General features: G+C 60.4%; 1 protein-coding gene. It reads right to left on the reverse strand.

Annotation, left to right across the window (positions count from 1 at the left end; genetic code table 11):
- Nucleotides 1-45: 45 nt before the first annotated feature.
- Nucleotides 46-14,304 (reverse strand): type I secretion C-terminal target domain-containing protein, encoded by a 14,259-nt coding sequence (locus ACOY6C_RS09170; RefSeq protein WP_420905170.1) that lies wholly within the window; start codon nucleotides 14,302-14,304, stop codon nucleotides 46-48.
- Nucleotides 14,305-14,380: the final 76 nt, after the last annotated feature.

The following is a 14,380-nucleotide window of genomic DNA, read 5'->3' on the forward strand; positions in this document are numbered from 1 at the left end:
GGCCAGAAAAAAAACGCCTGGCCGGACAAGAGGTCATTCAACGAATCAGACCGGGTGCACCAGATCCGCGTGTCCGAAATGGTTGGCGTTCACATGCTCGAGTTCCGCCAGCACCGTCATGTTTCCGCTCGTGGCGGCGTCGGTGTCATACACCAGATAGTTACCACTCTCGGTTCCACCATCCTTATCGGTAAAGCTCAGGAAAGCAAAATAGTTTGTTCCATCCGCAATACCGGCATCCCTGGCCAGGGCATCCAGAACGCCACCCTCCATGGCGGTCTGGAGACCGGCCAACGAATTGGCCTCGAAGGAAAGCTCCACATAGCCGGCCTGGGGATTGAATCCGCCACCAAGCAGGATCTTGTCCTGCAACGGCGTGAAGTCGGTGATGATGTCCGCCTTGGCAAACGTCAGGGAACCCTCACCCGCATTGGCATACACGAAGCCATCCGCCCCATCGCCACCGGTCAGGATATCCTGGCCCGCGCCACCGGTCAGGATGTCGTTCCCCTTGCCACCCACCAGCGCATCCGAACCGCTCGCACCCACGATGCTGTCGTTTCCATCGCCACCGAACACCAAAGTCCGCGTGGCGTCGCTCAAACCACTCAGGTCGATCACGTTGTTCAAGGCATTGCCGGCCACAATATAGGCCGCATGGGTGGCATCGATGTTCTCCGCGTCCGTCCCTTCCAGCACGGGGTGCAGATCCACCGCTGGCGTCGTGGAGGAGGTGGAGGTCAAAGCCCCGTCGGTGGCCGCGACCGTCTCGATATCGCGTGCCAGCGCAATGTGAGACTCCAAGGTATCGAAGGTCAGATCCAGCCCACCGGTTTGAGTGTCCACCACGCCATGATCGATATCCACCGACAAGGGATCGGCGCCGGTGGTATCGGTGGAAGCCTGGGCCACGCGAATCGCCACGTCATGCAGGTTGCCAAAAAGCAGTTGATCCTGCCCGCCGGCATCCCGAATCGCATCCATGCCGCCGAAGGTGCCGTCCGACTGATCCCAATGGTAGATGGTGTTGAACTGGTTACCCTCAAAATCGTTATTCAATGCGGTTTGACTGAAGGTCATCTGCAAACCGCCAGGCAGAACGCCGTCGATCAGCAGATCCAGCGTGGCATCCTCCAGCGTGACGATCAGATCGCCAAAGCCGGATACACCCTCTTTGGCCATCGGACCCAGATGGATCTCGACATCCATGCCATTCTGCACAGCTTGCAACCAACCATCGCCAAAGGGATTGGTGGCATAATAGCTGTAGCCCATATAATGCAGGATATTGGAAAAATCCAACGTGTCACCAGCCTGGAAATCAAGGATGCGATCCCCCTGATACCCGACTTGATTGGCGCCGGCCAATGCATAGAGATAACGACCGTTGGCATATCCCGTATATTCCAGGATCGCGCTGTCAAACACGAAACGATCCGCGCCCGCGCCACCGGTCATCACATCATCCCCGACGCCACCATAAAACACGTCGTCGCCTTCCAGACCGGTCAGGATATCGTTGCCTGCGGAACCTTCCAGACGACCACTGCCGCTGATCGTATCATGCCCATTGCCACCTTCCAGGTAGCCGGACCCGCTCAGGATGTCGTCACCCTCGCCGCCATAAAGCGATCCGCGACCCACCAGTTCGTCGTTGCCAGCCTCGCCATACAGATAGTCCCAACTGCCGTCGTTGCCGCCAAACAGATGGTCGTTGCCGGTCCCACCCCGCAGTTCGTCCTGCCCCTCCTCGCCATACAGCGTGTCGTTGCCGGCATCGCCGTAGAGTTTCTCGCTCTCATAATAGGAGTAGCTGTAGTAGATGTTCGACCCGCCATGGATGATATCGTCACCGGCACCGCCATACAGGGTATCGATTCCACCCATGCCGTGAATCGTGTCGTTGCCGCTGCCGCCGTTCAAACGATCCATGCCGTCGTCACCCGTGATCGTCTGGGCAATCGCCGGACCGATTGGCAACATGCCGGAGGCCAGATCGATGAGATTGGCGTCGAGCAGAACCACCAGGGTGATGGCGTTGGTGAAATCACCCGATCCGGTCGTATCCAATTTCACCGTCACATCCTGGGTGGTCTCGTCGCGGGTCACCTGGATCCAACCCTCGGCGATCGGATCCTGACCAGAATAACCATAGCCGTAATACCCCAACAACCCGGAAATATCCAACTTGTCCCCGGCAGAGAAATCGGTAATGGTATCCGTGCCATCCACACGATACGCGGTATCCCAATATCGGACATCATAGTCGATGATGAACGTGTCATCCCCCGCACCGCCGGTCAGGATGTCCGATCCCCGATCGCCATACAAAAGATCGTTCCCTTCCAGACCCGTGAGGTGATCGTCTCCCGCATCGCCATGCAGGGTGCCGGTCCCGACCAGCGTGTCGTTGCCGGCATCGCCGTGCAATTGACCGATGCCGGAGAGTTGATCATTCCCATTGCCGCCGTTCAGGTAACCGTGTCCGGTCAGATAGTCGTCCCCATCCTCGCCATACAACGTATCGTCGTTGGTGTAGACCCCGCCGGACAAGCGATCATTCCCCGCGCCACCCACCAGGTAGTCGTTGCCGAAGCCGCCCTCGAGGTTGTCGTCGCCGGCTTCACCATACAGCGAATCGTTGCCGGCGCCACCGCTCACCTGATCGCCACCGCCACCGCCATACAGATAATCCGTCCCCTCGTTACCGGCCATGGAATCATTGGCGAAGGTCCCGTGCAACTCGTCATCCCCGCTCGTCCCGGCATAGCCGGTGAAGGTGGAGAGCGTCACCCCCTTCAAGGTCACCAACACCGTGGAGAAATCATCGCCGCCCCCATTGCCATCCAAACGGATCTGCAAATCGGTGCGCGTCGGTCCCGAAAAGCCCGCAACCTCCTGCTCGGCAAGTTGAATCCAGCCGTCCCCCACGGGATCGAAGCCGGCATACCCCAAGGCCGACAAAACACCCGAAATCTCCAGACGATCCCCATCCGCGCGTGAAAAGTCGTGGATCATGTCGCTGCCATCCACGCTCTTGACGCCATTGACCGTGATCACGCTGTCGAAATCGAGCTTGAAAAGATCCGCGCCCGCGCCGCCGGTCAGGTTGTCCGAACCGGCGCCACCCGAGAGCAAATCATCCCCATTCAGGCCGGTCAGGGTATCGTTTCCGGCGCCGCCGACAAGGGTGCCAAGGCCGGTGATCTGATCGTCGCCCTCGTCACCATTCAGGTAGCCGCCACCGAAGATGACATCATTCCCGGCCCCGCCATACAGGTCGCCCAGACCCACCATCTCGTCATCCCCACCCTGACCACGCAGGGTATCCCGGCTGCCATCCCCGATCGCCAGACCGATGTCGGAGGTGGTGAAGTCGGTGAAACCGACGAGCCGGTCATGGCCATCCCCGCCATCAAGGGTATCCGCGCCATAGCCGCCATACAGCGTATCCATGCCGATCTGGCCGTTGAGCGTATCGCTTCCGGAATCCCCATACAGGGTGTCGTTGCCATCGCCACCGGACAGGGTATCGTTGCGCGCCCCCCCATGCGCCGTATCGTCACCGGTCGTGCCGGTCAGAACGTTGTTAAGCTCCGTGCCGTCCCCAGCCGCATGCTTCAACACACGGGATTGGATCGCCGAAACATCCAGATCCGCGAACCGAACCCCCTGCAGGTTCAACAGCGTCTGCCAGGAGTTGCCACCCCCATCCACATCGATCAAGACCAGGGTGTTCGAGCCGTCCTCAACCGCATACAACCACCCGTCCGCAATCGGATCCGAGCCGTAATACCAAGCCGAATACAGGGCGTTCGACACCTCAATCGAATCGCCCACCCCAAAATCGGTGATGGTGTCGATGCCATCCACCACGCTCGACGCGCCGGATCCGGTAAACGGATTCTCACCCAGAATAAAGGTATCCGCGCCGGCTCCACCCGTCAGGATGTCGGTACCGGCCCCAAAATAGAGCGCATCATCGCCGTTCTGGCCGATGAGGGTATCGTCCCCCCGTCCACCCCGCAAAACCCCCGTACCGGAAATCTGATCGTTGCCATCGCCGCCGTCAAAGCTGCCATACGCGCCGGAAGAGCCGATCAGGGTGTCGTTCCCGCCCTCCCCGTTGAGAGAACCGATCCCCCAGAGACCATCGTTGCCGTCACCACCATACAACCCAACCTGCACACTGCCGATGGTCCCATCCAGACCCCACCCATACAGGGTGTCGTTGCCGCCCTCTCCGTAAGCATAATCCTGATACCAAAAAACATCGGCTATCGACGATCCGGTATACAGAACATCGTCACCCACATCCCCATACAGGTAGTCCATGCCCGATCCGCCATGCAGGGTGTCGTTGCCCGCATAGCCGAACAGGGTATCGCCCCCCGCCAGACCGAACAGGGTATCGTCCCAGGATCCGCCGTACAGAGTGTTGGCAAGCCCGTTCCCCTCGATGGAAAGGGCGACCGACGGACCGCCGGGCGTGACCGCGTTCCACAGCAGATCCAGGGTGGCATTCTCCAGGATGACCAGGGTGGAAAACTCGGTGGAGCCTGCCCCGCCCTTCATGTTGATCACCACATCGCCAGCCACATCGGTGGCCACCAGCCAGCCGTCGCCGAACGGATTGGAACCGGAATATCCGGCATAAGACAACGCATAGGTGAAATCGAGCTTGTCGCCCAGGGCGAAATCGGTGATCGTATCCGTGCCATTGGAAACCTTCACGCCATTGGAACTGACGAGTCCGCTGGAGTCGAACACGAACGTGTCGGCACCCGTGCCACCGGTCAGGTTGTCCGCGCCGGCGCCCCCATTGAGCCGATCGTTGCCTGCGCCACCCACCAGGGTGTCGAGACCGTTCCCGCCATACAACTGATCATCCCCGCCCAGACCGGTCAGGATGTCATCCCCGCCCTCACCATACAGAGTGCCGCTGCCGGTGATCATATCCCAATCCTCGGCACCGCCTCCCCCGTTACCATCGTCTCCGTAGAGCGTGCCCGCACCGGTAATCGTGTCGGTGCCCAGGCCACCGTACAACATGCCGCGACCGGACAGGGCATCGTTGCCCGCCTCGCCGTACAGGTAATTCGTGCTGCCATCGTCCAGGCCGCCGGCAAGCTCATCATCGCCCGGACCGCCGTAGATGGTATCCTGATTCGCGCCACCGAAGAGGTGATCGTCTCCGAAACCACCCACCAGGGTGTCGTTGCCCGAGAAGCCATTCAGGGTATCGTCACCGGTGTTGCCCAACAGGGTGTCGTTCCCGTTCGTGCCATCGAGCGCCAACGCCACCTCCGGACCACCGGGGAAGATGTTGTCGTTCAGCATCGCCACCGTGATACCCTGCAACGTGACCACCTCGATGGATCCGGCACCGAAATTCCCCATCCCGGTGGTATCCAGCCGGATCACCACGTCATTGCCGACCTGTTCGGCTTTCAGCCAGCCGTCCCCAAACGGATTGCCGCTGTAGCCGCTGGAATAATAACCGTAATAGTAATTCCCCATGCTGTAGTAATAGTTGTAATAGCTGCCTGAATAACCGACCTCGCCGAGCATGCCGGAGAAATCCAGGTGGTCCTCGGCGGAAAAGTCGGTGATGAGATCCGCATCTCCCGACAGGAACTCGTATTTGTTGAGATCTTGGTTCCAGACCCTGGTGATGGTTTGGTTGTCGAACAGGAACAGATCCGATCCCGCGCCACCGGTCAGGGTGTCGGAACGGGCTCCACCGCTCAAATAATCGTCTCCAGACCCACCGGTCAGGGTATCGATTCCCGCCTCGCCATACAGGTATCCATTGCCGGAGATGACATCGTTCCCCTCGCCACCCCACATCTGCCCCATCCCGGTCAGATGATCGTTGCCTTCCCCGCCATACATCTCGCCAAAACCGGTGAGGGTGTCATCGCCGGCGTCGCCATGCAAACGATCATAATAATAATACCCTCCAAAGTCATAATAATCGCCATCCAGGTCCAGACCGCCGCCATCCAGCGCATCGTTGCCGTTGCCGCCATACAGGGAGTCGCGTCCAAAACCACCCGACAGCGTATCGTTGCCATCCTCACCCAACAGGGTATCGTTCCCGGAATCGCCCGCCAGATGGTCATCACCGGCCTTGCCATTCAAGGTATCGTCCCCGCTTGAACCATGAAGATGATCAAGCCCCGCGCCGCCATTCAAGGTTTCATTGGCGGAGGTTCCCTGGATCGTCCGATCCATGACGATTCCAGCCGGTTGGACCCCGTTGATCAACGCATCGACCTGTACCCCCTCCAGGGTCACGAGAATCTGGGAGGAGGCGTTTACATGGCCAGTCTGGGTCAGATCGATCCGGATCACGGTATCGTCACCCACCTGCTCGGCCAGAAGCCAATCATCACCAAACGGATCGCTGCCGGAATAGGAGAGGGTGTAAAACAACAGATTGACGAGATTCAGGGTATCCTCGGCTGGATTGAAATCCACGATCCGATCGCTGCCCAACAGCACATAACGCGTGTGACTGTTGCCCTGGACATCGTAATAATAATCGTATCGGATCTCCGAACCGTCGATCACGAAGGTATCGTTGCCCGCGCCCCCATGCAACAGGTCCGACCCCGCACCGCCGTACAAGACATCGTTGGTGGCCAAACCATACAGCTCGTCATTGCCGTTCTGACCATACAACGAACCACTGCCACGGAGATAATCATCCCCGTCGCCACCGGTGAGCGTCCCCTTGCCGACCAGGGTGTCGTTCCCTTCATCGCCATTCAGGTAATCCGACGAACCGTCCTGACCCCCATCCAAAAGATCGTCGCCGGAACCGCCAGACAACGAATCCGTGCCGTTTCCGCCATACAGTTGATCGTTGCCCGGTCCACCGTACAATCCGCCGCCGTAGGAGCTGTGATCGTATCCGTCGCCACCGATCAGGATATCATCCCCATACCCACCCGTGAGCTGGTCGTATCCATCCAGCCCCTCCAGCCGGTCGTTGCCGATGCCACCGGTAAGGGTATTGTTGGCGGAATCGCCGGTCAGGGTCTGATTGCCCACACCGGGGAGAATGCGACCATCCAGCGCCGTGGTCTGGACATTGTTGACCGTGAACAGGGTGTAGGTGCTGGGGGCGTCGAATGCGCCCAGGGTCGCGCCATTCACATCCACCTGCACCAGGACGTTCGATCCCGACTGCACCAGTTGCAACCAGCCATCGGTGATCGGATGCGCGCCGGTGTAACCGAGTCCGGTCAACAGACCACGCACGTCGATGACATCCTGCGTGGCATCGAAATCGCTGATCGTGTCCATACCGCCGATGGTGGTGACGCCGTTGACGATCTGGATCACGTCCGAACCGACAACGAAGGTATCCGCCCCGTAACCGCCTGTCAGGGTATCGTTGCCCAAACCACCCTCGAGGGTATCGTCGCCGCTGCCGGCACCCCAATAGGAGAGGTTGTAATAATCCAGATAGTTCGATCCCGAACTGGTCGGTCCTTGATCGCCGTAGAGGGTATCGTCTCCGGCCCCGCCGTACAGATGATCGGAGCTCCCACCGCCACGGATCTCATTGGCCCCCTCGTCGCCACTCAGATGATCGATGCCATCCCCGCCGAAAAGATTCTCGAAATTCACCACCAGCCCGCTCAGCTTGGCCTGGGCCAAGGAGAAGGTTTGCGGGATCATCTGGTCCTTGAACCCGAAGTGGAGCCAGTCGTTGCCATCGCCACCATCAAGCAAGGTTTCGTGACGCGCCGCACCCTCCAGATAGAGCACATCCCGACCCGCGCCCAGCAGCACGGTATCGGCGCCACCACCGGAGCGGACGAAATCATCGCCGCTGCCGCTTTCGATGCGATCCGCGAATGTCGTGCCTGCGATCAGATCGTTGGTCGTACCGGTTCCGGTGATCGTGACCCCACCCGATACCCCCTCGAAGAGCACGGAGGCATCCACGACGTTGTTGTCGTAGCCGTTGTCCGGCCCCTCGAACAAACGCACCTCCATCGTGTCGGTCGAGTAAAAATAGTACCCGCCAGACAGATAGCTCACATCATCATTCGGGTTGCTCATCACCAGATGGTAGCTGGCATCCGCGAATTCAACGGTTTCGATATCCCTGAAAACCAGTTGGCCGCCACTGGCATCGGTCCAGGTATGGGTACCGTTGGTGAAACCACGGGTGACGAAAGCGTCGAGACCCTGAATCGCACCATATTGGATGGCAAGCGTATCCTGTCCGTCGCCACCGTCGATGCGATCCACGAACGCGCCGCTCTTGCCGGAGACCACGATCCGGTCGTTTCCGCCGCCGCCCTGAATGGTGTCGCTGCCTCCGATGCTGCTGATGGTATCGTTCCCCATGCCGCCCACCAGTCCGTCGTTGCCCGCCGTGCCGGTCAGGGTCCGCTCGGTGGCGCTCATGTGGACGAAATGTTGCGCGGTCAGGTTGGATGCCGACACGCCCTTGAGAATCGCCAGCGGATCGTGGTTGGCCGTGAGACGGATGATCGTATCTTGCGCGTAAATGCCGGAACCCTGCTCCCAACCGATGTCGTTGAAGTTCAGAGTTCCCTTCAGACCGATCCGGTCGCCACCATTCCAGCCGACGCTCGACCATTCGATCCAGGAATCGGTGTGGTGGAAATCCTGGATCGTGTCAGCCTTGGCCAGATCCGCACCCTCGCTGCTTGGCCCGATCACGAACAGATCGCGACCATAATCGGAACTGGAAGAGGTCGAGGTGGAGTACCCACCCTGCAAGATATCCGTCCCGGCGCCACCATCCAGGATATCGTTGCCGTAGCTGCCCTCCAGGGTATCGTTGCCGCTGGCGCCGAGCAGGGTGTCGTTCCCGTCCATGCCACGCAACACCCACCCCGTGCCATCCGGGGCTTCCAGCAGATCGTTGTGATAGGTGCCGATGATCGCGCCGCGCAGATAGAGCGATCCCGTGACCTGGCCATCGTTCACCGACACGGCGATGGGAAGCGTGGTGTCGCTGTTGGGCGCGCTGCTCAGGGTGAGGGCGACCCCGGCCAACAGGGTGTTGACATGGGCGATGTCGCCGCTCGCGTGCCAGACACCATCCGCAAAGGTCGAAGTGACGGCGGTCGTCCCGGTTCCGGCGGTGGCTGTGGAGAAGGTGCCGGTCACGCTGCCCGGCAGGGTCAAGGTCACCGTCACGCTGGTGCTGTCGAGATCGGTGATGAACAGATTCGGCAGATCGAACTGCGTCGCATTCGATCCCAGGCCCACCGAGGCGCCGAGATTGGTGACGACAGGCAGATCATCGAGCGCGGTTCCGGCAATCGCCTTGGAACCGGTCGCCAGAAAACCAAGATTGTTGGAAACCGAGGTCAGAATGGAAAAATTTTGATTCCAGTTGTTCGCCGGCAGATATTCGACCTCGGCCAGATGGGCATTCACCGTCGCCGCATCGCCGGTGACCATCCAGGTCAGACCGTTGAAATGCGAGGTGACACCGTGGATCGTGCCAGTGCCCAACGACCCGACGCGCGAGTCGGAGAGGGTCAGGGTGGCGGTGAAGGTCGCGAGCGGATCGGCATCGGTGATCACGATGTCGTTCAAGGCCACCGATTCGTCATCCTCGGTGAAGCTCTCAGCCAGATTGAGATTGTTGGCCGTGAACGTACCGGTGACGTTCGTCACCGGCGAGGTGCCCACGCTGGTCGCAACCGAATGGATCCCGCCACTCTCGGTATAGGTCGCCTGGACCGTGATCGCCTTGCCCGCCTGGGCCGAGGCCAGCTCGAAAGTCGCGCCATTGGCCCCGGCGATGGCCACGCCATCCGCATACCACTGGTATTGAACGCCGCTCGGCGTGCCATTCGCGTCGTGCAACTGCGTCGTCAGGGTCTGCCCCACGAGCGGCGCGGAGTGCAACTGGATCGCATCGATCTCCTCCCAGGCAGACGGATCATGGTCGGTATCCACATGCACGTTGAGCGCCTGAACCAGATACCCGGTGGCATCCCAATGCACGGTGAAATCGACCGGGCTGCCCGACAGACTCGGATCCGTGCCGGTCCAGACATCGTAATGCCAGATGCCATCCGTATCCTGCAAATCGATCCCGGTGACGAATCCGTTCCCCCATGTCTCGCGGATCGTGGCCCCGGTGGCATGCACGGGGGTATCGAACGACACCCACAGGTACTCGTCGTTGCCGTTCATGCCAGCAGGGGCCCAGGAGGTGCTGATGTCCCCATAATCAAAAGTATCAGGCAGGCCCAACACCTGCTCGGCGGACCAACTCCCGGTGGCATGATACTCGCTGCTTTGCCCTTCCACCGCGCTGGCATGCTGGGTGAGTTCGAGAATGGTCAGGGTGCTGTTGGGGGTGTCGCTGAGGTTGGCCACATACACGTTGATCGACCGGGCGCTCTCCGCACCCTGATGATCCGTGGCGGTCAGGGTGATCTGATAGGTGTTGTTGCGGTCGCCATCAGCCGGATGCTCATAGTCCGGCACCACCTTGAAAGACAGCACACCCGAGGTGTTCAGATCAAACAGCCCCGCATCCACGCCCGACAACGACCAAGTAAGCGTTCCCCCTTCCGGATCCGTGCCCTGGGCGGTCAACACATAACTCGAAGCGTTCTCGTTGACCGTGACATACGAGGAGTTGGTGATCACCGGGCTCTGGTTCTCTCCGGAAACCACCACCGACGTGGACGCGCTGAGCGGATTTTCGGCGTTGTTCTCCCCATCCAGATAGCTGGCGCGCACCGTGATTGCCTTGCCCAGATCGGCCTGGCGCACGGTGAAACTCTGACCCGTGGCCCCCGCGATCGCGCTGCCGTCGGCATACCATTGATAGCTGACGTTGCCGTAAACCTCGTCCGCGTCGTCGATGTGCGCGGTCAGGGTCTGGAAGGTGGTCACGCCGCCATGCAGTTGGATCGCGTCGATGGCCTCGTAGGTCGCCATGTCGTGTTCGGTATCGACATGCACCCGCAAGCCGTTCACCGCATACTCGGTGGTCTGCCACGCCACATCGAACTCAGCCACCTCACCCGGTTGGCTGGTGTCCATGCCGGTCCAGACCTGATGCCACTCCCCCTGGAGATCCAACAGGTCGATGGCCGTGACGAAGCCATTGCCCCAGGTTTCGTGAATGGTCACGCCGTTGGCATGCACCGGGGTGTCGAAGAGCACCGAAAGGGAATCTTCATCCTGGGAGTTCATGTGACCCGGCGCCCAGGCGGTGGAGAAGTCGCCATAGGCGGTGGTATCCGGCGCGCCCAGGGCCTGCTTCGCGGACCAGAGGCTGATCGACCACTCGGAACTGACAACATCGACATCCGAGGCATACTGCGGCGTGGTCTGAACGATCGACACCTTGCCGTTGAGATTCGGATTCAAGGAGGCCACGGTGCGCGTTTCGGCGGAAACCGGCAAGATCTCCTCATGGTTGTACCCATCGTGGAAGCTCACCTGCACCGAGATCTTCCGGCCCACGTCGGCCTCGCGCAAGGTGAAGGCGGAGCCCGTGGCGTTGGCGATCGCATGGCCATCGGAGAACCACTGGTAGTGCAGCGTTCCCACCCCGTCCTCGTCGGCCAGGACGGAAACCGCGGCCTGCAACGTCTGACCCTCCTTGACGACGGTCTGGTTGCCGATGGTCCCCTGGGTGGCGTAATCCTTCAAATAGACCGTGCCCATGGACGGGTCGTTGACATTGTCCACCTTCTCGGTGGCGGCACTGACCTTGGTTTCGACCTTGCCGCGATCGTCGGTGTAGCTCGCCTTGACCGTGATCGCCTTGCCCACCTGCGCCTGGGTCAGGATGAACTGATTCGTGGTCGCGCCCGAAATGACCACCCCATCGGCCAGCCATTGATAGGAAATGTCGCCCGCGATGCCGTCGGCATCGCTCAAGGTGTTGGAAACGGTGAGGGTCGCATCCTCCATGGCGCTGCCGGCAATCGTCACTAGGCCGGTCGGAGCCTCGTTGCCCAACCCGTCCATGGAGGCGGAAGACTTGATCTTGTCGTTGATCGCGACGATCTTGGTCAGGTCGTTGGGATCGATCAACCCCCCGGAGTTCAACAGATTCGCCAGGGTCGCGCTGTCCCCGAGATCCAAATGACCCGAGCCGTGCGCCTCAATGTTCCCCATCAACGCACCCATGGCGTCCGCGAACTTGCCGGGCTTGACATAGTGCATGATCGTGCCGATCTGGGTGATCACCTTCTGCATGGCGAGAGCGGCGCTGCTGGTCGGGTTGGCCAGGGGATCGAAGGTGGACAGATCGACGTCCGACAGCCCGAAGGTGTTTCGGATCATCGACTTGGCATCCGCCAAAGTGGCATTTTCATGCCGCTCCAGATACTCCTGCACCAGCGTGGTGAGCGGATTGACGATCAGTGCGCCGACGGGCGCCTTGAGGATCATGGTGTTGGCAACGCCGGTCTTCTCCTCCGTGCCACCCTCGACGATGAGGTCTCCCTGCAACGTGCTGGTAAAGTTGATCGCGCCACCCGCGCCGGTCAGACCGACGAATTCGCCGGTCTGGGCCACGCCGTCCCCATTGGCGTCCACATAGACCCGCGCGCCGACCAGGTAATCGTCCGCGACCTTGAAAGAGCGAGCCGTCACGACCGGAGTCGTGGTTGTGGTGGTATTGGTTTCGACAACCACCGTTTGCGTTTGCGAGACCGTCTTGAGAATCTCGGTCTGAGAGGAACTTGTCAGCGACTTGGTACCCTGGCTGACGACCTGGGTGAGGTCACTGGAGTTCAGAATCGCCTTGGTGCTGTCCGTCAGCATATTGGTGACGCTGTTCGAGAGGATCTCGCTTCCATCCTTGGCAGTCTGGCTGACGAGCAACTCGATGCTCTTGCCACTGGAAGAGGCGATCCCCTTGTCCGCGAGATCCTTTTGCAGCGCGGAGGAACTCACCTCGGAGTTGACCAGAGGCATGGAGTTGCCGACCAGCGTGGTATCCTTTTGCGCACCGAAGATCTGGGCGATCACCTGGGCAGACTTGACATCCTGGGCAGCCTTGACATCCTGGGCAGCCTCGGCGCTCGTCTTGGGTTCGCTCTCCTTGCTGTCGGCGGCGACCTTGGCTTCGACATCCTTTTTCTCGGCATCCTTCTTCTCGGCCTCGCCCTCTTTTTTCTCGCCTTCCTTCTTCTCGCCTTCTTTCTTCTCGCCTTCTTTCTCCTTGCCCTCGCCTTCCTTCTTCTCGCCTTCCTTCTTCTCGCCCTCGCCTTCCTTCTTCTCGCCTTCCTTCTTCTCGCCCTCGCCTTCCTTCTTTTCACCTTCCTTCTTCTCGCCTTCCTTCTTCTCGCCCTCCTTCTTGGCATCCTGGGCGTGACGCGGATCGCCCTTGAAGGTCGGGATCTGCTGTGGCGGCGGCAGTGCCTTGGTGGCCGAACCGTACCGTTGCGCGATCTGATTGGCGGGCATGATGAACGGCTGGGGCGGCGCCACGTTGAAGCTCTTGATCGCGGTGGTCTGATTGATTTGATTGAGCAGTTGGGTACCCGCCGCGTTGGTGACCGAGATCTGACCCACGCCACCATCGGCATCCTGCAACAGGGTGATGGTGTTCTCCTTGCCCTCGGCCTGGGCCTGACCGGCCACCGTGGTGCCCCGGATGCCGATTTCGGCCACCGGGGTCTTGAAGACCATGTTGTTCGGTCCCATCTTGGCGACCGCGCCACTGGTGAAGCTGAAGACGCCCTGCACCACGTTGGTCGAGGATTTACCGGTTCCGGCGGCGGGATCGAACTCCATCTTTTCGATCACCAGACGACCGTTGTCGCCCAGGGCGACGGTGGATTTATCCGCGTAGATCAGACCGACAGCCCCTTTCTCGCCGGTCTGGACGATATCCCCTTCCATCAGGGCCATGCCCTGGGTGACCGGAATCTTCACCCCACCGCGCATGATGGAGGCCTCGCCGGAGACCGTATCCACCGTGCCGATGCCGGTCTGACTCGCGCCTGGGGCCGCCTCGGCATAAACGCCGGGAGCCACCGGACCGGCCAGACGGACCGCCAGGTCGCCGGTGATGCGCGCCCCTTCGTCGGTGTAAAGATCCGGCGGGGTGGCCAGCAGGAAATATCCAGGAACCAGGATCGTCTGTCCGGCATGCTCGCCGGTGCCGCGCAACAGCAGATCCTGACCATGGCGGATGTATTCGGCCCTGAGCAACATCTCATCGCCCGGAACATCGACCCGCACCCCCTCCTGCGCCCGTTGCAGGGTGTGCGAAAAGATCTCCAGGGGACGAAACGGGGTCATTTCGATGCGCTTGGCCATGATCTGCTCTCTCCTTACGGTTTACCCACCAGATTGAATGCCCGGTTGGTCCTTCAGCCCGACATTTCTCGTTCAA

It is taken from the genome of Candidatus Magnetaquiglobus chichijimensis (genome assembly GCF_045865675.1).
GTDB classification, from domain to species: Bacteria; Pseudomonadota; Magnetococcia; order Magnetococcales; family Magnetaquicoccaceae; genus Magnetaquiglobus; species Magnetaquiglobus chichijimensis.

Coding starts and splice junctions, on each gene's coding strand:
- ACOY6C_RS09170 (WP_420905170.1), bottom strand. CDS start 14,304: ATGGCCAAGCGCATCGAAATGACCCCGTTTCGTCCCCTGGAGATCTTT.